The sequence below is a fragment of the Streptomyces sp. NPDC127108 genome, assembly GCF_042677545.1.
Taxonomy (GTDB): Bacteria; Actinomycetota; Actinomycetes; order Streptomycetales; family Streptomycetaceae; genus Streptomyces.
This window is the reverse complement of record NZ_JBHXTE010000072.1, coordinates 1-24176: the sequence shown is the minus strand read 5'-3', so window position 1 is coordinate 24176 and position 24176 is coordinate 1. Positions and strand designations below refer to the sequence as shown.

22 protein-coding genes are annotated in these 24176 nt (G+C 71.9%); 8 read left to right on the top strand and 14 right to left on the bottom strand.

Annotated features, from left to right (window positions below):
* The first annotated feature begins 324 nt into the window (after window positions 1-324).
* Complete coding sequence (locus ACFVHO_RS38340; RefSeq protein WP_385725150.1) at window positions 325-1521, top strand: S1 family peptidase; 1197 nt, start codon at window positions 325-327, stop codon at window positions 1519-1521.
* Between the two features lie 18 nt (window positions 1522-1539).
* Here the strand turns inward: ACFVHO_RS38340 and ACFVHO_RS38335 are convergent, their stop codons facing one another.
* Window positions 1540-2409 carry an ABC transporter permease gene (locus tag ACFVHO_RS38335; RefSeq protein WP_385725149.1) on the bottom strand — a complete coding sequence of 290 codons (870 nt, stop codon included), beginning with the start codon at window positions 2407-2409 and terminating at the stop codon, window positions 1540-1542.
* On the bottom strand, window positions 2406-3317 hold the full coding sequence (locus ACFVHO_RS38330; protein WP_385725148.1) for an ABC transporter ATP-binding protein: 912 nt from the start codon (window positions 3315-3317) through the stop codon (window positions 2406-2408). The genes ACFVHO_RS38335 and ACFVHO_RS38330 overlap by 4 nt, the downstream gene beginning before the upstream one ends.
* Window positions 3318-3449: 132 nt before the next feature.
* Between ACFVHO_RS38330 and ACFVHO_RS38325 the strand changes: the two genes are divergently transcribed.
* From ACFVHO_RS38325 to ACFVHO_RS38315, 3 genes are all read left to right on the top strand, one after another.
* Window positions 3450-4658, top strand: a complete 1209-nt coding sequence (locus tag ACFVHO_RS38325; protein ID WP_385725147.1) for a sensor histidine kinase — start codon at window positions 3450-3452, stop codon at window positions 4656-4658.
* Complete coding sequence (locus ACFVHO_RS38320; protein ID WP_385725146.1) at window positions 4655-5311, top strand: response regulator; 657 nt, start codon at window positions 4655-4657, stop codon at window positions 5309-5311. The genes ACFVHO_RS38325 and ACFVHO_RS38320 overlap by 4 nt, the downstream gene beginning before the upstream one ends.
* Window positions 5312-5387: 76 nt before the next feature.
* Window positions 5388-6830 carry a lipase maturation factor family protein gene (locus ACFVHO_RS38315; RefSeq protein ID WP_385725145.1) on the top strand — a complete coding sequence of 481 codons (1443 nt, stop codon included), beginning with the start codon at window positions 5388-5390 and terminating at the stop codon, window positions 6828-6830.
* Window positions 6831-6832: 2 nt separating this feature from the next.
* On the opposite strand, the gene ACFVHO_RS38310 is transcribed toward ACFVHO_RS38315, so the two are convergent.
* The 11 genes from ACFVHO_RS38310 to ACFVHO_RS38260 form a co-directional block, all read right to left on the bottom strand.
* Entirely contained in the window at window positions 6833-7195 is a 363-nt protein-coding gene (locus ACFVHO_RS38310; protein WP_385725144.1) for a DUF805 domain-containing protein, read from the bottom strand.
* 195 nt (window positions 7196-7390) lie between these two features.
* Window positions 7391-7966: a hypothetical protein gene (locus ACFVHO_RS38305; protein ID WP_385725143.1), complete on the bottom strand. Its 576-nt coding sequence runs from the start codon at window positions 7964-7966 to the stop codon at window positions 7391-7393.
* Window positions 7963-8403 (bottom strand): hypothetical protein, encoded by a 441-nt coding sequence (locus ACFVHO_RS38300; protein ID WP_385725142.1) that lies wholly within the window; start codon window positions 8401-8403, stop codon window positions 7963-7965. The genes ACFVHO_RS38305 and ACFVHO_RS38300 overlap by 4 nt, the downstream gene beginning before the upstream one ends.
* Window positions 8404-8428: 25 nt before the next feature.
* The gene (locus tag ACFVHO_RS38295) at window positions 8429-9280 is read right to left on the bottom strand and encodes an amidohydrolase family protein (protein ID WP_385725141.1); all 852 of its coding nucleotides are present in this window, start codon (window positions 9278-9280) and stop codon (window positions 8429-8431) included.
* Window positions 9277-9591, bottom strand: a complete 315-nt coding sequence (locus ACFVHO_RS38290) for an L-rhamnose mutarotase (protein WP_385725140.1) — start codon at window positions 9589-9591, stop codon at window positions 9277-9279. Before ACFVHO_RS38290 ends, ACFVHO_RS38295 begins: the two co-directional genes overlap by 4 nt.
* Complete coding sequence (locus tag ACFVHO_RS38285; RefSeq protein WP_385725139.1) at window positions 9588-10607, bottom strand: aldo/keto reductase; 1020 nt, start codon at window positions 10605-10607, stop codon at window positions 9588-9590. Before ACFVHO_RS38285 ends, ACFVHO_RS38290 begins: the two co-directional genes overlap by 4 nt.
* 5 nt (window positions 10608-10612) lie before the next feature.
* Window positions 10613-11368, bottom strand: a complete 756-nt coding sequence (locus tag ACFVHO_RS38280) for an SDR family NAD(P)-dependent oxidoreductase (RefSeq protein ID WP_385725138.1) — start codon at window positions 11366-11368, stop codon at window positions 10613-10615.
* Window positions 11365-12777: an enolase C-terminal domain-like protein gene (locus ACFVHO_RS38275; RefSeq protein WP_385725137.1), complete on the bottom strand. Its 1413-nt coding sequence runs from the start codon at window positions 12775-12777 to the stop codon at window positions 11365-11367. Before ACFVHO_RS38275 ends, ACFVHO_RS38280 begins: the two co-directional genes overlap by 4 nt.
* Window positions 12778-12827: 50 nt before the next feature.
* Window positions 12828-13874, bottom strand: a complete 1047-nt coding sequence (locus ACFVHO_RS38270) for an ABC transporter permease (RefSeq protein ID WP_385725136.1) — start codon at window positions 13872-13874, stop codon at window positions 12828-12830.
* Entirely contained in the window at window positions 13867-15477 is a 1611-nt protein-coding gene (locus ACFVHO_RS38265) for a sugar ABC transporter ATP-binding protein (protein ID WP_385725135.1), read from the bottom strand. Before ACFVHO_RS38265 ends, ACFVHO_RS38270 begins: the two co-directional genes overlap by 8 nt.
* Entirely contained in the window at window positions 15474-16556 is a 1083-nt protein-coding gene (locus ACFVHO_RS38260; RefSeq protein WP_385725134.1) for a sugar ABC transporter substrate-binding protein, read from the bottom strand. The genes ACFVHO_RS38265 and ACFVHO_RS38260 overlap by 4 nt, the downstream gene beginning before the upstream one ends.
* 255 nt (window positions 16557-16811) lie before the next feature.
* Between ACFVHO_RS38260 and ACFVHO_RS38255 the strand changes: the two genes are divergently transcribed.
* The 4 genes from ACFVHO_RS38255 to ACFVHO_RS38240 all read left to right on the top strand — a co-directional run bounded on the left by ACFVHO_RS38255 (window position 16812) and on the right by ACFVHO_RS38240 (window position 20932).
* On the top strand, window positions 16812-17582 hold the full coding sequence (locus ACFVHO_RS38255) for a FadR/GntR family transcriptional regulator (RefSeq protein ID WP_385725161.1): 771 nt from the start codon (window positions 16812-16814) through the stop codon (window positions 17580-17582).
* 71 nt (window positions 17583-17653) lie between these two features.
* Window positions 17654-18088 (top strand): helix-turn-helix transcriptional regulator, encoded by a 435-nt coding sequence (locus ACFVHO_RS38250; RefSeq protein WP_385725160.1) that lies wholly within the window; start codon window positions 17654-17656, stop codon window positions 18086-18088.
* A gap of 5 nt (window positions 18089-18093) precedes the next feature.
* The gene (locus tag ACFVHO_RS38245) at window positions 18094-18510 is read left to right on the top strand and encodes a VOC family protein (protein ID WP_385725133.1); all 417 of its coding nucleotides are present in this window, start codon (window positions 18094-18096) and stop codon (window positions 18508-18510) included.
* Window positions 18511-18532: 22 nt separating this feature from the next.
* Complete coding sequence (locus ACFVHO_RS38240; RefSeq protein WP_385725132.1) at window positions 18533-20932, top strand: excinuclease ABC subunit UvrA; 2400 nt, start codon at window positions 18533-18535, stop codon at window positions 20930-20932.
* 5 nt (window positions 20933-20937) lie between these two features.
* Here ACFVHO_RS38240 and ACFVHO_RS38235 read toward each other — a convergent pair whose 3' ends face one another.
* A complete protein-coding gene (locus tag ACFVHO_RS38235) occupies window positions 20938-23952 on the bottom strand; it encodes an alpha-mannosidase (protein ID WP_385725131.1) in 3015 nt (1004 codons plus the stop codon).
* Between the last annotated feature and the right edge of the window lie 224 nt (window positions 23953-24176).

The following is a 24176-nucleotide window of genomic DNA, read 5'->3' as shown; positions in this document are numbered from 1 at the left end:
CCGCTTACGTCAATATCTGAAGCGCCGCTTCCGCGGTGCTCTTCCCCCGCGTCAACCCCTGGACGAGCACCGATCGTTGCGCCCGCGTCGCTCTGAGGCACCATCGCATTCCCCGGGTCCGCGCATTAAGTGTTTACGTCTTTCGCCTTAAGACCCCGTGCCCCGCCATGCCTTGTGTGACCGCCCGAACCGACGGGAGGGTTTCGCCCACGGCCCGGTCCGGGAAATCCCGCATACCGCGCCGACGGCGGTTCGGTGCACCGAATGACCCCACCCCGGTGCATCGAACTGCCGTGATCCCCCACTCAGTTGAAAGGCATTCACATGGCGCATGCTCGGCATTTCATACTCGCCGCCGCCGCGGCGACAGCCCTGGTGGCCACGACCGGCGCCACCGGCGCACAAGCCGACGCTCCCCCCACGCCACGCTACGAGCCGCAGATGATCGAGGCCCTCGCCGACACCCTCGGCGTGAGCGACGCCGCCGCCGTACGACACCTCGACGAACAGGCCGACCAGCAGCGGAGACTCGACCGGCTGCGCCAGGACGGCGTCCGGACGGACGGCGCCTTCTTCGACGCGAAGGGCACGCTGACGGTGAACGTCGGCGCCGCCCGTGAGGCGAAGAAGGTGAAGGCCACCGGCCTGACCGCCCGCATCCCGAGCCGGGGCGAGGCCGAACTGAAGCGCATCACCGCCGCACTCGACGCCTCGGCGGCGAAGCGGGTCCCGACCGGCGTCGCCTCCTGGGAGGCCGACCTGGCCTCCGACACCGTCAAGGTCACCGTGACCGACTCCGCCACCCCGGCCGCGCGCGCCTTCCTCAAGGAGGCCCGCAGCCACGGGAAGGCCGTCCGCGTCGTCAAGAGCGACCGCGAGCTCCAGCCGAAGGCGGCCGTAGCCCCGGGCAGCCGGATGAACATCAACAACAACCCCGGCTCGTGGTGCTCGGTCGGCTTCGGCGCGAAGAACTCCTCGGGCCGGCAGTACCTCGTCACCGCCGGCCACTGCGTCACCGGCAACCCGGGCCTCTACTTCGACGGCTCGAAGTTCGCCTCCGGCTCGACGACCCGCTTCGCGCTCGGCCGCGACAGCGTCGACATGGGTCTGGCGACGGTCGACTCGGGCTCCTCGATCACGACGTCGGTCGGCACCTGGGGCAACGGCGCCTCGGTCGCGGTGCGCGGCAGCCAGCGCGCGGCGGTCGGCGCGAGCCTCTGCAAGTCCGGCTCGACGACCGGCTGGACCTGCGGCAAGGTCAACGCGTACAACGTCACCGTCACCTACACCGACCGCAACGGCGGCCCGGACACCGTCGTCAGGGGCCTCGGCCGGTCCACGGTGTGCGTCGAGGGCGGCGACAGCGGCGGCGCGTACATCGCGGGCAACCAGGCCCAGGGCATGACGTCGGGCGGCCCGACGAACCAGTCCTGCGGCGGGGTGAACGACCAGGGCTCGTCCTACTTCCAGCCGTTGGACGACACGCTGCGGTACTACGGCCTGACGCTCAACACCAACTGAGCCGGCTCCCGGCTCCCCTCACTGGTCCCTTCTGTCCACGCTGAACACGGTGATCGCGACAGCGGCCAGCGCCCACGCCGCGTACACGGTCCAGGCCCCGCCCGCCGACCACGGGTACGGCCCGAAGTGTGCGCCGGGCTCGGTCAGCCGTCGCCACGCCGGGTACGGCAGGGAGTGCGCGATGAGGGCCGACCAGTAGCGGTCGGGGCTGACGACCATGGGCAGCACCAGGAGCGTCATGACACTGGCGATCATGGTGCTGCCCATGTGGCGCAGGAGCGTGCCGAGCGCCATGCCCGTCAGCGCGGCGACGGGGGTGAGCAGCGCCGAGGCAAGAACGACGCGCAGGGCGCCGGGGTGGTCGAGGGAGACCCCGATGTCCCGGCCGGACAGGATCGCCTGCGTCGAGAAGAAGGACACGAAGGCGACGAGCAGCCCGAACACGGTGGTCACCGCCGCGACCACGGCGGCCTTGGCCGCCATCACCGAACGGCGGGCGGGCACGGCCGCGAACGTCGTCCGGATCAGCCCGGTGCCGTACTCCCCCACGACCGTCACGGCGCCGATCGCTCCGGCCGCCAGGAGATGGATCACGGCGGCGTTGGAGGTGAAGGCCTCGGCGAGGGGGATGCCGTCGCGGACGAACTCGTCCGCGTCGCCCGCCGCCTCGTCCGTCCAGTAGCGGTACGTGTCGTACGCCTGGCCCACGTTGAAGCCGATCACGGCGAGCGCGGTGACCAGATACGCCCACGGCGTGGACCGCAGCGACCAGAGCTTCAGCCACTCCGCGGCGAGGAGGTCACGGAAGCGGGCGGCGGGCTCGGCGCTCGCCCCGGCCCCGTACGGGGCGGTGCCGGTGGCGGTCCCTGAGACGGTCCCTGAAGTCATCGTGTTTCTCCCGCGAGGTATTCGACGCTGTCGGCGGTGAGTTCCATGAAGGCCTCCTCCAGGGACGCCGAACGTGGGGCCAGTTCGTGCAGCGGCAGGGCGTGCCGGCAGGCGAGGTCACCGACGCGGGGCGCGTCCAGGCCGGTGACGGTGAGCAGCGGCCCGTCCCGGTGGACCACGGCGCCCTCGGCGGTCAGGACGTCCGCCAGGTCGGCGGCGCGCGGGGTGCGCACGGTGACGTTCGCCCCGGTGCCCCGGGCCGCGAACCGCGTGAGGCTCTCGGCCGCGATCAGCTCGCCGCGCCCGATGACGATCAGCTCGTCGGCCGTGTTCTCCATCTCGGACATCAGATGGCTGGACACGAAGACGGTGCGGCCCTCGGCGGCCAGGCGCCGGAACAGGCCGCGCACCCACAGCACGCCCTCCGGGTCGAGGCCGTTGAGCGGCTCGTCGAAGAGCAGCACCGGCGGGTCGCCGAGCAGCGCGGCGGCGATCCCGAGACGTTGGCGCATGCCGAGCGAGAACCCCGCGATGCGGCGGCGCCCCGCAGCGCCCGCGAGCCCGACCTCGGCGAGGACCTCGTCCACCCGGCCGCGCGGGATGCGGTTGCTGCGGGCGAGCACGGCGAGGTGCGCGGCGGCGCTGCGGCCGCCGTGCACGTCTCCCGCGTCGAGCAGCGCGCCCACGTGGCGCAGGCCGCGCGGCCGGTCGCGGAAGGAGCGGCCGCCGACGGTGACGGAGCCGCCCGTGGGCTCGTTCAGGCCGAGGATCATGCGCAGGGTGGTGGACTTGCCGGCGCCGTTCGGACCGAGGAAGCCCGTGACGTATCCCGGCCGCACCGTGAAGGTGAGGTCCTTGACTGCCGTCGTCGCGCCGTAGCGCTTGGTCAGGTCCTTGACTTCGATCATGCGTCAACGGTGCCGGGGGCGGGGGCCGTTCGGCATCGGCCCGGCGCCGACAATCCGGGCCGCCCGGTGTCGACCCTGGTTGTACACCCGTGGGCCGATTCCGGGCGCTGATCAGGCGATTACGATGCCGACATGTCCGTGACACCAGCGCAGCCCCCGTTCAAACGCGTGCCGCCGAGTACGTGGACGGCGCTGGCCTGGTGGGTGGGGTCGGCGCTGACGTTCCTCTTCCGGTTCCGGCTCCCAGGTGAGGCCGAGCCCGCGCAGCAGGGAGTGCTCTTCTTCCGGTGGGACGGCATGGCGATGCTGGCCGTGGCCACGCTCCTCGCCCTCGCGGGCGGCCTCCGTCTGCACCGCAGCCCGCTGTCCGGTCTCGCCCTGATCCTGCTCGCCTCGGCGGGCGCGTCGACGACGCTGAGCGTGGCCGAGATCCCGCTGCTCCAGTTCATCGCGGCCGATGTCGCGCTGTACGTCATCGCCTCGACCCGGCCGCGCAGGACCGGCCTGGCCGCGCTCGCCATGGCGCTCGGCACGCTCATCGGATATCTGCTCGCGCGCCTGGCCTTCGGCTGGGTCGTCGGGACGTCGGCGGAGCTGACCGTCGCGCTGACGGCCGTGGTCGCCTGGCTCCTAGGCGACGCGGCGCACCAGAGCCGCCGCCACGCCGAGCAGTTGCGCGAGCAGTCCGCTGCCCAGGCCGTCACGGCCGAACGGCTCCGCATCGCACGCGAGTTGCACGACATGGTCGCGCACAGCATCGGCATCATCGCCCTCCAGTCCGGCGCGGCGCGCCGCGTCATCGGCACCCAGCCCGAGCGGGCCCGCGGCGCCCTCGGCGAGATCGAGAAGGCGAGCCGCGAGACGCTCTCCGGCCTGCGCCGCATGCTCGGCGCGCTGCGCACCGCGGAACCGGGCAAGGCCAAGGAGACGGTCCCGCTCGACCCGGGCCTCGGCCTCGCCGACGTGGACCGGCTCGCGCGGACCACCACGGCCGCGGGCGTCCGCGTCGAGGTGCGCTGGCTCGGCGAGCTGCGGCCGGTGCCGCCGGAGATCGACGTGTCGGCGTACCGCATCATCCAGGAGGCGGTCACCAACGTGGTCCGGCACGCGGGCACCCGCTCCTGCCGGGTGACGGTCGAGAGGCGCGCGGGCGACCTGGCCATCGAGGTCCTCGACAGCGGCACCGGCGCCGGTGCGGACCCCGCCGCGGGCACCGGCTACGGCCTGCTCGGGATGCGCGAGCGGGTCGGCCTGCTGCACGGCGAGTTCTCGGCGCTGCCGCGCCCCGAGGGCGGCTTCCGGGTCGCTGCGCGGCTGCCCGTTCCGGAGGTCGCGCGATGACCGTCCGGGTCCTGCTGGCCGACGACCAGCCGCTGGTGCGCACGGCGCTGCAGATGGTCATCGCCGAGGCCGACGACCTCGAAGTCGTCGGCGAGGCCGGAAACGGCGCCGAGGCGGTCGACCTCACCGCGGAGCTCGGCCCCGACGTCGTGGTCATGGACATCCGCATGCCCGGCATGGACGGCATCGAGGCCACCCGTCTGATCACCGAGGCCACGGACGCCACCCGGATCGTCGTCCTGACGACCTTCGACGACGACGATTACGTCTACGGGGCGCTGCGCGCCGGCGCCTCCGGATTCCTCGTGAAGGACATGGCGCTCGACGAGATCCTCGCCGCCGTCCGGGTCGTCGCGGCCGGGGACGGACTGATCGCGCCGAGCGTCACCGGACGTCTGATCAAGGAGTTCGCGGAGCGTCCGGCGGCCACCCCGCCGCCCCGGGACGTCGCGGGCATCACGGACCGTGAACGCGAGGTCCTGACCCTCGTCGGCGGCGGCCTGTCCAACCCCGAGATCGCCGAGCGCCTGCACATCAGCGTCGCCACCGCCAAGACGTACGTGACGCGTCTGCTGGCCAAGCTGGGAGCCCGCGACCGGGTGCAGCTCGTGATCATCGCGTACGAGACGGGGCTGGTCGCGCCGCCCCGGTGAGCCGGGCGGCAGTGCGCCCCCGGCTTGCGGGAGCCGCTGAGCGGCGCCCGGCCTCACTCCCCGTCACAATGGAGGAGTGGAGTGGTTCACGGCGGACTCCTACTGGCTGAGTCGTCTGGTGTTCCAGCGGGTCCTGGCCGCGGTCTATCTCGTCGCCTTCCTGGGCGCCGCGCTGCAGTTCCGTGCGCTCATCGGCGAGCGCGGCATGCTGCCCGTGCCCCGGTTCGTCGCGGGGGTGCCGTTCCGCCGGGCACCGAGCGTCTTCCACTTCCACTACTCGGACCGGTTCTTCGCGCTGTGGGCCTGGACGGGCTGCGCGGTGGCGGTGGCGCTGCTCGCGGGGGCCGACGGGCTGCTGCCGCTGTGGGGCGCGATGCTGCTGTGGCTGGTGCCGTGGGTGCTGTATCTGTCCATCGTGAACGTGGGGCAGACCTGGTACGGCTTCGGCTGGGAGTCGCTGCTCCTCGAGGTCGGTTTCCTCGCCGTGTTCCTGGCGGGGGACGACGTCGGACCGCCGGTGCTCGTGCTGTTCCTGCTGCGCTGGGTGCTGTTCCGGGTCGAGTTCGGCGCGGGCCTGATCAAGATGCGCGGCGACCCGTGCTGGCGCAGGCTGACCTGTCTGTACTTCCACCACGAGACCCAGCCGATGCCGGGGCCGCTGAGCTGGTTCTTCCACCGGCTGCCGCGGCCGCTGCACCGCGTGGAGGCGGCCGCCAACCACGTCACCCAACTCGCCGTGCCCTTCCTCCTGTTCACCCCGCAGCCGATCGCGACGGGCGCCGCCCTCCTGATGGCCGCCACCCAGCTGTGGCTGGTCCTCTCCGGCAACTTCTCCTGGCTGAACTGGCTGACGATCGCGCTCGCCCTCAGCGCCGTCGACTTCCGGCGCCTGTTCGGTGACGCCGCGGCCCCGCCCGCGGACCTCGCCTCTCCCCCGCTCTGGTACGAGATCCTGGTCATCGCCGTGACGGCGGGACTCCTCGCCCTGAGCTACCGCCCGGCCCGCAATCTGCTCTCCCGGCGGCAGATCATGAACTACTCCTTCGACCCGCTGCATCTGGTCAACGCCTACGGCGCGTTCGGCAGCGTCAGCCGGGTGCGGCACGAGGTCGTGATCGAGGGGACGTCGGACCCGGTGCCCCGGGTGGACTCACCGTGGCGGGAGTACGAGTTCAAGGGCAAGCCGGGGGACGTACGGCGGTGGCCGCGCCAGTTCGCTCCGTACCATCTGCGGCTCGACTGGATGATGTGGTTCGCGGCGCTCTCGCCCGGCTACGCCCAGGGATGGTTCGGTCCGCTGGTCGAGCGGCTCCTTGCCGGTGACCGGGACACGTTGCGGCTGCTGCGCCGCTGCCCCTTCCCCGACCAGCCGCCGGTCCACGTGCGGGCCCGGCTGTACCGCTACCGCTGCACGACGTGGCGCGAGCTGCGCGCGACGGGCGCGTGCTGGGAGCGGACGTACGTACGGGAGTTCCTGCCGCCGACGCGGCTCGACACGGACGCGTCGGCGGACAGGTGAACTCACCAGGCCGGTGCCGCCGAGACTTCCTTGGGGTTCGGCCCGTACTGGTTGGGCGGCTCGCTGTCCTTGGCGAGCATGACGATCAGGATGATCAGGCCGACCAACGGGATCAGGAAGAGCAGCAGCCACCAGCCCGACCGGCCGGTGTCGTGCAGGCGCCGGACGCCGACGGCGATGCCGGGAAGCAGCACGGCCACGCTGTAGAGGGCCTCGAGGACCGGCGAGATGCTGAGCATCATGTCGACGCCGAACAGCACCAGGCTGACGATCAGGCTGATCAGCGTGAACATCCAGTACTCGGCGCGACGCGCGCGCCCGTTGAAGACGGCGTACTTCTTCAGTACGTCCACATACCAGTGCATCGCGTCCCCCTGTGTTCCCGCGATGGGGCGCGTCCCCCGTGGACCACGCCAGGGACGCGAACGTACGGCTGGGCGTGGGGGCGGTCAACCGGTCCGGGTTGGTCCGCTTCATACTGCTTTGGATGACAGGAGTAAGGCGGCCTTCGCCTACGTCAGTTCCCTCAGCCCGGGGGCGTGCCGACATCGGAGCGGGGCTCAGTCGGATGTCCAGGTGACGTCGCGCGCGTCGATGAAGTGGCGGCCGCCGTCGAAGGAGAGGAACACCTTGGGCGTGGTGTCCTTGTCGGCGATCCAGCTCTTGTCCCAGGCGTCGACGGTACCCGCTCCGTCGCGTTTGGCGTAGTAGTGGCCTTCGCGGCGCTCGGGCTGGTCGTAGAAGGGGTGGCCGTTGTCGTACCGGTGGTTGGTGCGCAGCAGTTGGTCGCTGCCGCCGACGGGCATGAAGAGCGGGGTGCGGAAGTTGGTGCGGGCGATGACCTTGGGCTCGACGTAGTGCACGTCGACCTCGTCGGCGTCGACGTAGCGGCCCGGGTCCCCGGCGAGCCGGTGGAAGGTCTTGCGGACCCGCCCCGGGCCCTCGAATCCCTCGGTGTAGGCGGTCAGGTCGCCCTCCCGCTCCTGCCGGTACCAGGCGGTGCGGGAGAAGTCGTCGAACGCGAAGGACTCCAGGACGGGCCCGGCGGGCAGGGTGCGGCCCGGGACCTCGATGAGGTAGGACTCGTGGATGAACTCGATGACCCGGGAGCGGCGCTCGTACAGTCGCGCCGTCACCCGCACCCGTCCGGTGCCCGGCGCCAGGTCGGCGCCGCGTTCGGGCTCGGCCGCCGCCGCGGCGACGGTGGGCGCCCAGGCCGTGCAGGTCGTGTCCTGGGTGCCCCGGTGGTCTCGAGGACCAGCGGACGGCCGCCCCCGACCGGGGCGCCCAGGCCGAGGACGCAGCCGGACAGGTCGTTGACGGCGAGCAGGCGCCCGTTCCCCCTCTGGACGAACGCCCGCCACGTCTGCCGCCAGTACGCCCTGTCCTCGCCGGAGTCCGGGAACTTCGGGCGCAGCGCCACCGCCGCCCCGGCACGGTCCCCCTCCGCCGTCAGGTACAAGCCGGTAGCGGCGTGCCGGATCCTCGCCTGGACGACGCGGAACCGCTCCGCCACCCACTCCTGGCGCCCGGCCGCCCCGTCGGGGACGAGGACCACCGCATCCTCACCCACACCACCCGCCCCGCACCAGAGCACCTCAACGCAGCCCGTACACGCGCCGCGCCGTCCCCGCGAAGACCTCCGCACGCTCGCTGGCGCTCAGCTCGTCCGTCAACGCCCGTGCCGCGTCCATGACTTCGCCGTAGGTGGCAGCGAGCCCCGACACCGGCCAGTCCGAGCCGAACATCAGCCGCGCGGGGCCGAACGCCTCCAGGGCCGTGTCCGCGTACGGCCGCAGTCCCGCCACCGTCCAGGACTCCCAGTCCGCCTCGGTCACCAGGCCGGACAGCTTGGCCACGGTGTTCGGCAGGGACGCGAGGGCGCGCAGGGAGGCCGTCCAGGGTTCGAGGCCGCCGGAGGCCACGGGCGGCTTGCCCAGGTGGTCGAGCACGAACGTGACGTGCGGCAGGCGCGCGGCCGCCTCGGCGCATATCGGGAGCTGCTCGGGCCGCACCACGAGGTCGTAGACGAGCCCCGCGTCCGCCACGGCGGCGAGCCCGCGCCGCACGTCCGCGCGCAGCAGCCACTGGGGGTCGGGGTCGGACTGGACCTGGTGGCGGATGCCCACCAGGTGCGCGCCGCCCGGCAGTTCGGTGAGGGCGGCCAGGGTGTCGGCGACGTCGGGGCGGGTCAGGTCGGTCCAGCCGACGACCCCGGCGATCAGGTCGCTGTCCTTCGCGAGGGCCAGGAACTCCGGGGTCTCCTCGGCCACGGTGACGGTCTGCACGAGGACGGTGGCGACGACCCCGGCGGCACGCGCGTGCGGCGCGAGGTCGTCGACGGTGAAGGTCCGCCGGATCGGGGCGAGCGCGGGCCCGGTGATCCAGTCCTGGTCGCGCACGGCGAGGTCCCACACGTGGTGGTGGGCGTCGACGACCTCCTGTGTCACGGCAGTTCCCACACGACGGGCAGGCCCGCGTCCGCGCCGTCGCCCGAGTAGTCGTGGACCACGTCGAGCAGCTCCGCCATGCGCGCCTGCCAGGCCACGTTCACGGGCAGCTTCTCCAGCTCGGCGAGAAGGCGGGCGTAGTCCTCGCACTCCAGGACGTGGAAGAGGTCGGCCCCGCTGCGCCAGATCGTCCAGGACGTGGCGCCCGCGGCGCGGATGGCGGTGGTCAGCTCGGCCGGGACCTCGCGGTGCGCGGCGTCGTAGGCCTCGATCCGGTCGGCGCGGACCTTGGTGTGCAGGGCGACTCTCATGACGCGGCGACCTCTCCGATCGGGCCCTCTCCGGGCACGGGCACCTCGGGCGGGAGGAGGCCCTTCGACCGGGCCTCCTTCCAGAAGTCCATGGGCACATCGGCCGCGAACTGCTCGGCGGCGTCGGCCACTTGGCCCGGTGCGTGGATACCGACGAGGACGCTCGCCACCGCCGGGTGGCCGAAGGGGAAGGCGAGTGCGGCCGCGCGCAGGGTGGTGCCGTGCCGGGCGGCGAGGGACTGCAACGAGCGGGCCCGGTCGAGGAGTTCGCCGGGCGCCTCGGTGTAGTCGAAGCGCGCTCCCTCCTTCGGGTCGGCGAGGAGTCCTGAGTTGAAGACGCCGCCGATGACGACCGACGCGCCGCGTGCGCTGGCGGCGGGCAGCAGCCCGGTCAGGGCCTGGTGGTCGAGGAGGGTGTAGCGGCCCGCGCACAGCACGGCGTCGACGTCGGTGTCGCGGACGAAGCGGGTCAGCATCTCGGCCTGGTTCATGCCCGCGCCGATGGCGCCCACGACGCCTTCGGCGCGCAGTCGTTCCAGGGCGGGGTAGCCCTCGCGGAAGGCCTCCTCGCCGTGGTTGTCCGGGTCGTGGAGGTAGACGATGTCGACGCGGTCGATGCCGAGGCGTTCCAGGCTGGACTCGATCGAGCGGCGCACGCCGTCCGCGCTGAAGTCCCACCGCCGCCGGTGGTCGGCGGGCACGGCGAAGCCGCCGTCGGCCAGGTCGTCGCCGGTCACGGGCCCCGTCACCGGCTCCAGGATCCGCCCCACCTTCGTGGAGACGGTGTACGCGTCCCGGGGGCGCCCGCGCAGGGCCGCGCCGATCCTGCGCTCGGACAGGCCGAGGCCGTAGTGCGGCGCGGTGTCGAAGTAGCGCATGCCGGCGTCCCAGGCGGAGTTCAGCGCGACGGCGGCGTCCTCGTCGGTGACGGGCGAGTACAGGTTGCCGATCCCGGCGCCGCCGTACGACAGCTCGCTGACCCGGACGGCGCTGCGGCCGAGCCGTCGGGTCGCCATGCCGCTCACTGGGCCACCGGCCGCAGCCGCAGGCCCTGCATGCCGCCGTCGACGGCGAGCGCGGTGCCGGTGGTCGCGCCGGACAGCGGGCTCGCCAGATAGGCGATGGCCCCGGCGACCTCGTCGGCGCCGACCAGACGTCCGGTGGGCTGGCGGGCCTCCAGGGCGGCGCGCTCGGCCGCCGGGTCCGGGGCGGCGTCGAGGAGGCGGCCGACCCACGGGGTGTCCACGGTGCCGGGGTTGACGCAGTTCACGCGCACTCCTTCGCGGACGTGGTCGGCGGCCATGGCGAGCGTGAGCGAGAGTACGGCGCCCTTGGAGGCGGAGTACAGGGCGCGCTGCGGCAGGCCCGCGGTCGCGGCGATGGAGCAGGTGTTGACGATCGCCGCGTGCGCGGACGTCCGCAGGTGCGGGAGCGCGGCCCGGGTGGTGCGGACGATGCCGAGCACGTTCACGTCGAGGACGGTGTGCCACTGCGCGTCGTCGTTGTCCTCGATCGTGCCCTGCGCGCCGATGCCCGCGTTGTTGACCAGGATGTCGAGCCCGCCGAGGTCCGCGACCGCCGCCGCGACGGCGCCGCGCACCGCCGTGTCGTCGGTGACGTCGGCGGCGTATCCGCGCAGCGGTTTCTCCACGCCGCTCGGGTCGAGGTCGAGCACCGCCACCCGGGCGCCCCGGGCGGCGAGGAGTTCCGCCGTGGCCCGGCCGATGCCGGACGCGCCGCCGGTGACCAGAGCCCTGAGGCCGGTGAAGTCCGTCATGCCGCTGCCCCCTTCTGTGCCGTCTTCTGCCGCGCCTTCTGCTGCTCCGCCGGTGCCGTGGTCGCCGTCCTGTCCGCGACCTCGGCCTGGTGGGCGAGGTCGGCGGCCCAGAACGTGCCGCCGGGGTAGCGGAACTCCGCGAGGGACTCGGGGCGCATGGTCGCCGAGAAGCCGGGCGCGGCGGGTGCGGTGTAGTGGCCGTCGCGGATCACGACGGGGTCCACGAAGTGTTCGTGGAGGTGGTCGACGTACTCGATCACGCGGTTCTCCGTGGTACCGGACAGCGCGACGTAGTCGAACATCGACAGGTGCTGGACCAGCTCGCAGAGGCCCACGCCGCCCGCGTGCGGGCAGACCGGCACCCCGAACCTGGCGGCGAGCAGCAGGATCGCGAGGTTCTCGTTGACGCCGCCGACGCGGGCCGCGTCGAGCTGGAGGACGTCGATGGCGCCCGCCTGGAGGAGCTGTTTGAACACGATGCGGTTCTGCACGTGTTCGCCGGTGGCCACCTTCACCGGGGCGACGGCCTCGCGGATCGCGGCGTGCGCGAGGACGTCGTCGGGGCTGGTGGGCTCCTCCACCCAGTACGGGTCGAACTCGGCGAGGGCGCGGGTCCAGCGCACGGCCTCGTCGAGGTCCCAGCGCTGGTTGGCGTCGATGGCCATGCGGATGTCGGGTCCGATGGCCGCGCGGGCCGTGCGGCAGCGCCGGATGTCGTCGTCGAGGTCCGCGCCGACCTTCAGCTTGATCTGGGTGAAGCCGTCGGCGACGGCCTGGCGGGCGAGCCGGGTGAGCTTCTCGTCGCTGTAGCCGAGCCAGCCCGGTGAGGTGGTGTAGCCGGGGAAGCCGCGGGCGCGCAGCTCGGCCTCGCGGGCGGCCGCCCCCGCGCGGCCCGCCCGAAGGAGCTCGAGGGCCTGCTCGGGGGTGAGCGCGTCGGCGATGTAGCGGAAGTCGACCTGGGAGACCAGCCACTCGGGGTCCGCGTCGGCGAGGAGCTTCCACAGCGGGGTGCGGGCGCGTTTGGCGGCCAGGTCCCAGACGGCGTTGACGACGGCGCCGACCGCCATGTGCATCACGCCCTTCTCGGGTCCGAGCCAGCGCAGCTGGCTGTCGCCGATCAGGTCGCGGTTGAGCGTGCCCGGGTCCCCGCAGAGCTCGTCGACGGAGCGGCCGACGACGTGGTGGCGCAGGGCGTCGATCGCGGCGACCTGCACGTCGTTGCCGCGCCCGATGGTGAAGGTGAAGCCGTGGCCTTCGAGTCCGTCCTCGGCGTCGGTGCGCAGCACCACATAGGCGGCCGAGTAGTCCGGGTCCGGGTTCATCGCGTCGGACCCGTCCAGTTCCCGGGAGGTCGGGAAGCGGATGTCGTAGGTGTCGACCGCCGTGACGCGGCCGGGAGTTGGGGACACAGGAGGCCTTTCCGGAAAGGAACGGGGAGCCAGGCGCGGGGCGCGGGACCTCAGTCCTGGGCGCGGCCCGTGGTGACGCGGGCGATCATCAGGGCGACCAGGATGATGCCGCCGTAGATGGCCTGGATCCAGAAGGACGGCACCTGGGCGAGCGTGAGCAGGTTCTGTACGACGCCGAGCAGCAGGACGCCGGTCAGGGCGCCGAACATGGTGCCCTTGCCGCCGTCGAGGCTGATGCCGCCGATGACCGCGGCCGCGAACACCGTGAAGATCATGTTCGTGCCCTGGTTGGCGTTGATCGCGCCGACGTAGCCGGTCTGCATCAGTCCGCCGACGGCGGCGAGAGCGCCCGCGACCACGAACACCCCGAGCATGACGCGGTCGACCCGGATGCCGGCGGCCCGCGCGGCCTCCGGGTTGCCGCCGATGGCGTACAGGGCGCGGCCCACCCGGTGGTACTTGAGCACGAGGCCCGCGATGCCGAAGGCGGCCGCCGCGATCCACACCGAGAGCGGCACGGTCAGGAACGTGGAGGTGGCGAGCGTGAAGAACGGCTCGGGCATGCCGAAGAGCGTCTTGCCCTCGGTGGCGCCGACGAGGACGCCGCGCAGCACGATCAGCATGGCGAGCGTCACGATGAACGCGTTGAGCTTCAGCTTGACCACGAGGACGCCGTTGAAGGCACCGATCACCGCGCCCACCAGGACGATCGCGATCAGCCCCACGGCGGTGGGCATGTCGGTGCCGAACCCGGCCTGGGCCGCGGGCAGCACGAGCAGCGCGCCGATGGCGGGCGCGATGCCGACGACCGACTCCAGGGACAGGTCGAACTTGCCGGTGATCAGCACCAGGGACTCGGCGAGGACGACCATCGCGAGGGCCGCGGACGCGCCCAGGATGGAGATGAGGTTCCGCTCGGTGAGGAACGAGTCGTTGACGAAGGCGCCGAAGACCATGAGGAGCAGCAGCGCGGGGACGAGGGCGAGTTCCCTGGCCCTGTGCAGGACGATGCTCTTCGCCGAGCGGGACTCGCGGGGGCGGGCCGGGGTGGGGGTGGTGGCCGTCTTCGCAGCCGAGGGGGCCTTGATGTCAGCCATGGTGGTCTCCTTGTGGTTCTGCCGCGGGCCTGTGGGGGCTGGTCGCGCCGTTCCCCGCGCCCCTGGCTGGGCCTGTGTGGCCCACTCCCTCGACTGACGCGATCAGTTCGTGGTCGTGCCAGCCCGCCGCGTGCTCCGCGACCACGCGGCCGTGGAAGAGGACGAGGACGCGGTCGCAGCGGCGCAGGTCGTCGAGTTCGTCGGAGACGACGAGCACGGCGGTGCCGTCGTCGCGGGCGTGGTCGACGCGGGCGAGCAGGGATTCCTTGGACTTCACGTCGACGCCCGCGGTCGGGTTGATGAGGACGAGCAGCCGGGGGTCGGAGGCAAGCGCCCGGGCCATCACGACTTTCTGCGCGTTGCCTCCGGAGAGGTCGGACACGGGCTGGTCGGGCCCCTCGGCGTGGATGTCGAGCCGCTCGATGAGCCCGTCCGCGAAGGCGCGCTTGCGGTCGGAGCCGACGAAGCCGTGGCGGCCGAGGCGGCCGAGGACGCTCATCGTGGCGTTGTCGCCGATGGACATGCCGTACACGAGGCCCTCGCCGTGCCGGTCGCGCGGTACGCAGCCGACTCCGGCCCGCAGCGCGGCGGGCACGTCGCCGAACGTCAGGGGTTCGCCGTCGAGGAGGGCGGTGCCCGAGGTCGGGGTGTGCAGGCCGGTGAACGACTCCGCGAGGTTGATCTTGCCGCTGCCGCTGGATCCGGCGAGGCCGACGACCTCGCCCTTGCGCACGGTGAGGTCGACGTTCTCGTACGAGGTGCTGGTGAGCCCGCGCACGTCGAGGAGGACCGGGGCGTCGGCGGGGACGCCGGGCTTGGTGCGGGCCTTGCTCTCCGTGATGGCCTCGCCCGCCATGGCCTCCACGAGGGCGGCGCGCGGGAGTTCGGCGACGGGAGCGGTGGTGATCCAGCGGGCGTCGCGCAGGACGGTGACGGTCTGGCACACCTCGTACACCTCTTGCAGATGGTGCGAGATGAACAGGAACGTCACGCCGGATTCCTGCAGCGCCCGCATGCGCGTGAAGAGCCGCTCGATCTCCCGGTTGTCGAGCTGTGCGGTGGGCTCGTCGAGGACGATGAAGCGCGCGCCGAAGCTGAGCGCCCGGGCGATCTCCACCATCTGGCGGTCCTCGACCTTGAGGTCGGCGGTGCGGGCGTCGGGGTCGACGTGGACGTCCCAGGTGCCGAGCACCTCCGCGGCCTCGGCCTTGAGGCGGCGCCAGCTGATGAGTCCGCCGCGGCCCTGGGGCTGGCGGTTGATGAACAGGTTCTCGGCGACGGACAGTTCCGGCACGACGGTGGGCCGCTGGTACACGCAGGCGACCTTGCGGCGCCAGGCGTCGCGGTCGGCGAGCGGCGGCGCGGGCTCGCCGTCGAACAGGACGGTGCCGGCGTCCGGTGCCTGGAGGCCGGTGAGGACGGTGACGAGGGTGGACTTGCCCGCGCCGTTGCGGCCGACGAGGGCGTGGGACTCGCCCGCCCTGACGGTCAGGCGGCCGTCCTGGAGGGCCACGGTGGGTCCGTACCGCTTGGCTATGCCGGTCGCCTCGACGAGGGGGGCGCCCCCGTTCCCGGCGACCGGCCCGATTGCTGACGTCGTCATTTGACCGCGTTGCCCCAGAGCTTGGCGTCGTCCACGTTCTCCTTGGTGACGAGCGGCGCGGGCAGCTGGTCCTCCAGGATGCCGCTGGGCAGCTTCACGATGGTGGAGTCGTGGTCGGTGGGGCCGGGCTTGAACTTCTTCCCGTTCATGGCGGCCTTGATGTAGTACATGCCGTACTTGGCGTAGGCGTCGGCGGGCTGGGAGACGGTCGCGTCGATCTGGCCCTTGCGGATCGCGTCGAACTCCTGCGGGATGCCGTCGTTCGACACGATCGTGATGTGCCCCTTCGTGCCCGCCTTCTTGAGCATCCCCTTGGACTTCAGGGTCTGGAGGGTGGGCGCGAGGTAGACGCCGCCCGCCTGCATGTAGATGCCCTTGATGTCGGGGTTGGAGTTCAGGAGCGTGTCCAGCTTGGACGCGGCGGTGTCCGACTCCCACTTGGCGGGGATCTCCAGGACCTTCAGCTTCGGGTACTTGTCCTTGACGCAGTCCCGGAAGGCCTTGGAGCGCTCACGGCCGTTGACGGACGCCAGGTCGCCCATGATCTGGACGACCTTCCCGCTCTTGGCCTGCTTGCCGAGGTAGTCACAGGCCTTCTGGCCGTACGCGCGGTTGTTCGCGCGCACCACCATCGCGACCTTGCCCTTCTCCGGCGCCACGTCGACGGCGACCACGGGCACGCCCTTGCGCTCGGCCTGGTCCAGGCCCGCGGATATCGCGGCGCTGTCGAGCGGGGCCACGACCAGGCCCTTGACGCCCTGGTTGAGCTGGTTGTTGATGTCGGTGATCTGCTGCGAGGGGTCGCTGTTGGAGTTGACGGTCTTCAGCGCGTCGACGTCCTCGGACTTGGCCATCTTCGGCACATAGTCGTTGTACGACTGCCAGAACGGCGAGGTCAGCAGCGGCAGGATGACCCCGACCTTGCCCTCGCCGCCGTCCCCGCCACCGGATTTCCCGGTGTCCTTCGTACTGCCGCAGGCGGTGAGCGCGAGCGCGGCGCAGGCCGCCGCGGCTCCCACGCGGACACCCTGGGCGCGCCGCTTCCTCCGGGGGCTGTTCCGCACTGTACTGCCGACCATCTGACGGCTCCTCATCGAGCGAATCAAGGGGGACTCATCACGGGACTGAAAGGTGGGTCGAGTCACGGGACTGAAAGGTGGGTCGAGTGACCGTGGGCGAATATTTATCAGACCACTTGGCGCCAACAACACCCCCGACGGCAAGTTTTCCGGGTTTTCAGCCATAGTGGTCCGACCACATCTGTGGCTAAACTGCGCGACACCCGGCAAGTGAAGGAGCGGTCCGTGGATCAGAGCGCCCAGAGCGCCCCGCCCGTGCAGCAGGGCACCGCGCCCGCCCCGCAGGGCACCGCAGCACCCGCGCAGAAGGGCACCGTGACCCAGCGGGCCATCGAACAGATCAAGACGATGATCGGCGAGGGCAGGCTCGAACCGGGCCAGCGGCTGCCCACGGAACGGGACCTGGCCACCCGCCTCGGCATCTCGCGCAGCTCCATGCGGGAGGCGATCCGGGCCCTCACCGTGCTCGGCGTCCTGGAGGCACGGCACGGCTCGGGCATCTACGTGACCCAGCTGGAGGCCGGTGACCTCCTCGAGACCTTCGGGGTCGTCGCCGACCTGTCGCGCGGGCCGCGCCTGGTGGAGCTGCTCGAAGTGCGCCGGGTCCTGGAGTCCACGGCGACCGCCCTCGCCGCCGCGCGCATCTCCCCCGACCAACTGGCCGACGTGGAGAAGCACCTCGCGGCCATGAACGCCACCGACGACCCCGAGGAGATCCTCTCCCACGACCTCGCCTTCCACCGGGCCGTCGCGCTCGCCGCGGGCAACGACACGATGGCCGCGATCCTCGAAGGCCTCTCCTCGCGCACCTTCCGGGCCCGGGTGTGGCGCGGCTACCAGGAGGAGGGCGCCTTCGAGCGGACCCGCCGGGAGCACGCCCGCATCCACCGGGCCCTGGTCGCCCGGGACCCGGAGGCCGCGCGGGCCGCGGCGGCGGCACATGTGGGAGAGGTCGAGGAGTGGCTTCGGGGGCGTCTTGCGGCAGGACAGGAGGGGGATGCGGAGGCGGAAGATCCGGGGGCGTGAGCGCGCGGCTGTGGGATGGTGGTCGGGTGAACCTGGAGGACCTCGTCCGGCTGCGCCGAGCCCGCGACCGGATGGACCGTGAGTACGCACAGCCGCTCGACGTGCCGGAGCTCGCCCGCTTCGCGCTGATGTCGCCCGGCCACTTCTCCCGCAGCTTCCGCGCCGCCTTCGGCGAGACGCCGTACAGCTATCTGATGACGCGCCGGATCGAGCGCGCCAAGGCCCTGCTGCGCCGGGGCGACCTGTCGGTGACGGAGGTCTGCTTCGAAGTGGGCTGTACGTCCCTCGGGTCGTTCAGCTCCCGGTTCACGGAGCTGGTCGGCGAGAGCCCGTCCGCGTACCGGGCCCGCCCCCATGACGAGGGGGCCGCCGTGCCCGCCTGCATCGCCAAGATCCACACCCGGCCGATCAGGGCCGGTCAGGCCAAGCCCGACCGGCCCGGGAGCAGCCGGCCCGGGACCGGTCAGGAATCGAGAAGCGAACCGCAGCCCCCGCCCGTAGCGTGAACGCCATGGACATCACGCTTTCGCAGGCCTTCATCGCCGTCGACGACCACGACAAGGCGCTCGCCTTCTACCGGGACGCGCTCGGCCTGGAAGTGCGCAACGACGTCGCGTTCGAGGGCATGCGCTGGGTGACGGTCGGCTCGCCGTCGCAGCCGGACGTGGAAGTCGTCCTGGAGCCGCCGCTCGCGGACCCCAACGCCTCCCCCGCCGACCGGCAGGCCATGGCGGAACTCCTCGCCAAGGGCCTGCTGCGCGGTGTGATCTTCAGGACCGACGACGTCGACGCCGTCTTCGAGCGGATCCGCGCCGCGGGCGGCGAGGTGCTTCAGGAGCCCATGGACCAGCCGTACGGCGTCCGCGACTGCGCCTTCCGCGACCCCGCAGGCAACATGCTGCGCTTCAACCAGCCCGGCGAGAAGTAGGCAGCGAGGAGACCCGACCCCCATGGCCACCAGGACGAACCGGCGGTCGAGCGCGCCGCACGAAGCCGACAGCCACGACATGATCCGCGTGCACGGCGCGCGCGTGAACAACCTCAAAGACGTCACCATCGAGATCCCCAAGCGCAGGCTGACGGTGTTCACCGGTGTCTCGGGCTCGGGCAAGAGCTCGCTGGTGTTCGGCACGATCGCCGCGGAGTCCCAGCGCCTGATCAACGAGACGTACAGCGCCTTCGTGCAGGGCTTCATGCCGACCCTCGCGCGGCCCGAGGTCGACGTGCTCGACGGGCTCACCACCGTCATCACCGTCGACCAGCAGCGCATGGGGTCCGACCCGCGCTCCACGGTCGGCACCGCCACCGACGCCAACGCGATGCTGCGCATCCTCTTCAGCCGCCTCGGCAAGCCGCACATCGGCCCGCCCAGCGCGTACTCCTTCAACACCGCGTCGGTCCGGGCGAGCGGCGGGATCACCGTCGACCGCGGCGCGGCGAAGACGAAGACCGTGAAGGCGACCTTCAACCGCGTCGGCGGCATGTGCACGCGCTGCGAGGGCCGCGGCGCGGTCTCCGACATCGACCTCACCCAGCTCTACGACGACTCCAAGTCGATCGCCGAGGGCGCGTTCACCATCCCCGGCTGGAAGTCGGACAACGTGTGGACGGTGGGGCTCTACGCCCAGTCGGGCTTCCTCGACCCGAACAAGCCGATCCGCCGGTTCACCAAGAAGGAGATGCAGGACTTCCTCTACCGCGAACCGGTCAAGGTGAAGGTCAACGGCGTCAACCTCACCTACGAAGGCCTGATCCCCAAGATCCAGAAGTCGTTCCTGTCGAAGGACAAGGAGGCGATGCAGCCGCACATCCGGGCGTTCGTGGAGCGGGCGGTCACCTTCACCACCTGCCCCGAGTGCGACGGCACGCGGCTCAGCGAGGGCGCCAGGTCCTCGAAGATCAAGCGCGTCAGCATCGCCGACGCCTGCAAGATGGAGATCAGGGACCTGGCGACCTGGGTCCGCGGCCTCACGGAGCCGTCGGTGGCACCGCTGCTCACCGCGCTCCAGCAGACGCTCGACTCCTTCGTGGAGCTGGGGCTCGGCTACCTCTCCCTCGACCGGGCCGCCGGCACGCTCTCCGGCGGTGAGGCGCAGCGCGTCAAGATGATCCGCCACCTCGGCTCCTCGCTCACCGACGTCACCTACGTCTTCGACGAGCCCACCATCGGCCTGCACCCGCACGACATCCAGCGGATGAACGACCTGCTGCTCCGGCTGCGGAACAAGGGCAACACGGTGCTCGTCGTGGAGCACAAGCCGGAGGTCATCGCCATCGCCGACCACGTCGTGGACCTCGGCCCCGGCGCGGGCACGGGCGGCGGCGCGGTCTGCTTCGAGGGCACCGTCAAGGGGCTGCGGGCGAGCGACACCGTCACCGGCCGCCACTTCGACGACCGGGCCGCCGTCAAGGACTCGGTGCGCGAGCCCACCGGCACCCTGGAGATCCGCGGCGCGAGCGCGCACAACCTGCGGGACGTCGACGTCGACGTGCCCCTCGGGGTGCTCGTCGCCGTCACCGGCGTCGCGGGCTCCGGCAAGAGCTCCCTCGTGCACGGCTCGATCCCGGCCGACGCCGACGTGGTGTCGATCGACCAGACGCCGATCCGCGGCTCACGGCGGAGCAACCCGGCGACGTACACCGGGCTGCTCGACCCGATCCGCAAGGCGTACGCGAAGGCCAACGGCGTGAAGCCGGCCCTGTTCAGCGCCAACTCCGAGGGCGCCTGCCCCACCTGCAACGGCGCGGGCGTCGTCTACACCGACCTGGGCATGATGGCCGGGGTCGCCACCCCCTGCGAGGAGTGCGAGGGCAAGCGGTACCAGGCCGCGGTGCTCGACTACCACCTCGGCGGCCGCGACATCAGCGAGGTGCTCGCCATGTCGGTGACCGAGGCCGAGGAGTTCTTCGGCTCCGGCGACGCGCACACGCCCGCCGCGCACAGGATCCTCGGCCGCCTCGCGGACGTCGGGCTCGGCTACCTCACCCTCGGCCAGCCGCTCACCACCCTGTCGGGCGGCGAGCGGCAGCGCCTGAAGCTGGCCGCCCACATGGCCGAGAAGGGCGGCGACCGCCTCGTCTACGTCCTCGACGAGCCGACCGCCGGGCTCCACCTCGCCGACGTCGAGCAGTTGCTCGGCCTGCTCGACCGCCTCGTGGACTCCGGCAAGTCGGTCATCGTGGTCGAGCACCACCAGGCGGTCATGGCGCACGCCGACTGGATCATCGACCTGGGCCCGGGCGCGGGCCACGACGGCGGCGAGATCGTCTTCGAGGGCACGCCCGCCGATCTCGTCGCCGCCCGCACCACGCTGACCGGCGAGCACCTCGCGGCCTACGTGGGCGCCTGACCCGCTCAGGCGCGCGTGAACCTCAGCGTGACCAGCTCGAACGCCCGCAGGGACACGGCCACTTCGCCGTCCGCCGGCTCCGGAGCGGCCGCCTCGGCCAGCGGCCGCTCGAGGAGGTCCGTGACCGCGACCGAGCCGACCGGGAAGCCCATGGCGAGGGTGGCCTTCGCCCGCCCGCCCCGGGACTCGTGGAAGCGGACGACCACGTCGCCGCTGCCGTCGTCGGCGAGCTTGACCGCGGTGACCACGACGGCGTCGTTGTCGACGCCGACCAGCGGGGCGACGGGCGCGCCGCCGGTGAGGGTCCGCTCCGGCAGGTTGATCCGGTAGCCCTCGCGCACCGCGTCGCCGATGGTCGCGCCGGGCGCGAGCGCGTGCCGGAAGCGGTGCACGCCCTGGTCGGTCTCGGGGTCGGGGAAGCGCGGGGCCCGCAGCAGCGAGACGCGCACCGTCGTGGTCGTACCGGCGTCGCTGTCCCGTACGTCGCGGGTGACGTCGTGGCCGTACGTCGAGTCGTTGACGAGGGCGACGCCCCAGCCCGGCTCGTCGACGTGCACGAAGCGGTGGTTGCAGGCCTCGAACTTGGCGGCCTCCCAGCTGGTGTTGGTGTGGGTGGGCCGGTGGAAGTGCCCGAACTGGGTCTCCGAGGCGTACCGCTCGGCGTGCACGTCGAGCGGGAAGGCCAGCTTGAGGAACTTCTCCGTCTCGTGCCAGTCGACCTCGGTGTCGATGTCCAGGCGCCGCTCGCCGGGCGCGAGGGTCAGGACCTGCGTCATGCGGGACGAGCCGAAGGCGCGCACGACCCGGACCGACGCACCCTCACCGGGCACGACCTCCTCGGCGTCCGTCAGGTCCGTGACGGAGTTCCGGTAGAACTCGTCGACGTCCCAGGCGTCCCACATGTTCGGGAAGTCGGCGTGCAGTTGCGGCAGGTTCGCGGCGTGCCCGGGCGCGACGGTCTCGCGCCCCGCCTCGATGTCGTACGCGGACACGACCAGGCCCCGCCCGTCGATCTCGACGCGCAGCAGACCGTTGTCGAGGACGTACCCGCCGTCCGCGCGGGCGGCGATGGCGGACTGGCCCGCGGCCACGGGCAGGGCGGCGCCGCCCGCGGGGACGCCGTCGCGGGTGTGCGGCGCGGAGTTGAACACCAGGGTGCTGCCGCCCTCACCGGCGAGGGAGCGCTGGGCCGCGGCGATGATGCCGTTCAGGTCGGCGGCGACCGCCGCGTAGGTCGCGCGGGCCTCGCGGTGCACCCAGGCGATCGACGAGCCGGGCAGGATGTCGTGGAACTGGTGCAGCAGCACCGTCTTCCAGATCCGGTCCAACTCCTCGTATGGGTAAGGGAATCCGGCGCGCACCGCGGCCGTGGCGGCCCACAGCTCCGCCTCCCGCAGCAGGTGCTCGCTGCGGCGGTTGCCCTGCTTGGTGCCGGCCTGGCTGGTGAGCGTGGCGCGGTGCAGCTCCAGGTACAGCTCGCCGACCCACACCGGGGCGTTCGGGTACTCGGCCTCGGCCTTCTCGAAGAAGGCTGCCGGGGTCTCCCACTGGACGGTGGCCGAACCCTCCAGGTTCCGCAGCCGCCCCGCCTTGGCGATCATCTCGCGGGTGGTGCCGCCGCCACCGTCGCCCCACCCGGTGGGCGCGAGCGAGTGCCGGGCGACACCCTTGTCCTTGAAGTTCTTGGCCGCATGGGCGATCTCACTGCCCTTCATCGAGCAGTTGTAGGTGTCGACCGGCGGGAAGTGCGTGAAGATCCGAGTGCCGTCGATGCCCTCCCACTGGAAGGTGTGGTGCGGGAACTTGTTGGTCTGCGACCACGAGATCTTCTGCGTGAGCAGCCACTTGGCGCCCGCCGCCTTGATGATCTGCGGCAGGCCCGCCGCGAAGCCGAAGGTGTCCGGCAGCCACGCCTCGTCGTTCTCGACGCCGAACTCCTCCAGGAAGAACCGCTTGCCGTGCACGAACTGACGGGCCATCGCCTCCGAGCCCGGCATGTTCGTGTCCGACTCCACCCACATGCCGCCGGTCGGCACGAACCGCCCGTCGGCCACGGCCTTCTTCACCCTCGCCCACACCTCGGGCCGGTGCTCCTTGATCCAGGCCCACTGCTGCGCCTGCGACATGGCGAAGACGAAGTCCGGCTCGTCCTCGAGCAGCGCCGTCATGTTCGACGTCGTCCGCGCGACCTTGCGCACCGTCTCCCGCAGCGGCCACAGCCAGGCGGAGTCGATGTGCGCGTGCCCGACGGCGCTGATGCGGTGCGCGGAGTCGTGCGCGGGCGCGGCGAGCACGCCCTCCAGCTCCGCTCGCGCGGCGGGCGCCGAACCGTTGACGTCCTGCAGGTCGACCGCGTCCAGGGCGCGGTCCACGGCCCGCAGGATCTCGTGGCGGCGGCCGGAGTCCTCCGGCAGCTCCTGCATCAGCTCGCCCAGGACCTCCAGGTCGACGACCAGCTGCCACACCGTCTCGTCGAACACCGCGAGGTCCATGCGCTCCAGGCGGTACTGCGGCTCGCTGCCCGCCGTCTCCTTGTCGCCCAGCTGCGTCGGCAGGAAGGGGTGGTAGTCGAGGATCACCGGGTTGGACGCCGCCTCGATGTGCAGGCGCACCTCCTCGCCGCCCTCCGCCGGTGTCGCTATCCGCACCCACTGGTTGCGCGGGTTCAGGCCCTTCACCGGGGTGCCGTCCGGGCGGTACACCAGGCCCTCGCACTGGAAGCCCGGCATGTTCTCGTCGAAGCCGAGGTCCAGGATCGCCTCGACCGTTCTGCCCGCCCACTCCGGCGGGACCGTGCCCGTCACCCGGAACCAGCTGGTGCCCCACGGGGCGCCCCAGCGGGCGCCCACCGTGGTCGGCTCCGGTTCCGCGGCCAGGCCTTCGGCCACGGGGACCGGTTCGCCCGGGGCGTTCCAGACGGCTACGTCCAGGGGGACGGAGTGGGGGTATACGGCGGGGCGGATGCGCTCGTCGAGGACCCGCTTGAGGCGGCCCTCGACGAGGCGGCGGTCGTCGTGCATGTGGAGTACTCCGTGGGTCGGGGGGTGGGGTGAGGTGGGTGGTGGGGTGCGGTGGGCCTTGCCGGGGGCTCCCCAATCCCGCCCCTTCCCGGCTGTGTCAATCTGCGGCTCCGCCGCGTGGGGGCTCCGCCCCAGACCCCGCTCCTCAAACTCCCCCAAGCTCTTAAGGAGCAGGGGGGACCCCCATGAGGGGCTGAAACTTGCCGGCACATTTTCTAGCCCGT

Bases quoted from the DNA above. Each gene is read 5' to 3' on its own strand.
- ACFVHO_RS38285 (WP_385725139.1), bottom strand. From the start codon at position 10,607: ATGGCGACCCGACGGCTCGGCCGCAGCGCCGTCCGGGTCAGCGAGCTG.
- ACFVHO_RS38290 (WP_385725140.1), bottom strand. From the start codon at position 9,591: ATGAGAGTCGCCCTGCACACCAAGGTCCGCGCCGACCGGATCGAGGCC.
- ACFVHO_RS38325 (WP_385725147.1), top strand. From the start codon at position 3,450: ATGTCCGTGACACCAGCGCAGCCCCCGTTCAAACGCGTGCCGCCGAGT.
- ACFVHO_RS38320 (WP_385725146.1), top strand. From the start codon at position 4,655: ATGACCGTCCGGGTCCTGCTGGCCGACGACCAGCCGCTGGTGCGCACG.
- ACFVHO_RS38310 (WP_385725144.1), bottom strand. From the start codon at position 7,195: ATGCACTGGTATGTGGACGTACTGAAGAAGTACGCCGTCTTCAACGGG.
- ACFVHO_RS38270 (WP_385725136.1), bottom strand. From the start codon at position 13,874: ATGGCTGACATCAAGGCCCCCTCGGCTGCGAAGACGGCCACCACCCCC.
- ACFVHO_RS38245 (WP_385725133.1), top strand. From the start codon at position 18,094: ATGGACATCACGCTTTCGCAGGCCTTCATCGCCGTCGACGACCACGAC.
- ACFVHO_RS38250 (WP_385725160.1), top strand. From the start codon at position 17,654: ATGGACCGTGAGTACGCACAGCCGCTCGACGTGCCGGAGCTCGCCCGC.
- ACFVHO_RS38260 (WP_385725134.1), bottom strand. From the start codon at position 16,556: ATGGTCGGCAGTACAGTGCGGAACAGCCCCCGGAGGAAGCGGCGCGCC.
- ACFVHO_RS38330 (WP_385725148.1), bottom strand. From the start codon at position 3,317: ATGATCGAAGTCAAGGACCTGACCAAGCGCTACGGCGCGACGACGGCA.
- ACFVHO_RS38340 (WP_385725150.1), top strand. From the start codon at position 325: ATGGCGCATGCTCGGCATTTCATACTCGCCGCCGCCGCGGCGACAGCC.
- ACFVHO_RS38335 (WP_385725149.1), bottom strand. From the start codon at position 2,409: ATGACTTCAGGGACCGTCTCAGGGACCGCCACCGGCACCGCCCCGTAC.
- ACFVHO_RS38280 (WP_385725138.1), bottom strand. From the start codon at position 11,368: ATGACGGACTTCACCGGCCTCAGGGCTCTGGTCACCGGCGGCGCGTCC.
- ACFVHO_RS38240 (WP_385725132.1), top strand. From the start codon at position 18,533: ATGGCCACCAGGACGAACCGGCGGTCGAGCGCGCCGCACGAAGCCGAC.
- ACFVHO_RS38265 (WP_385725135.1), bottom strand. From the start codon at position 15,477: ATGACGACGTCAGCAATCGGGCCGGTCGCCGGGAACGGGGGCGCCCCC.
- ACFVHO_RS38235 (WP_385725131.1), bottom strand. From the start codon at position 23,952: ATGCACGACGACCGCCGCCTCGTCGAGGGCCGCCTCAAGCGGGTCCTC.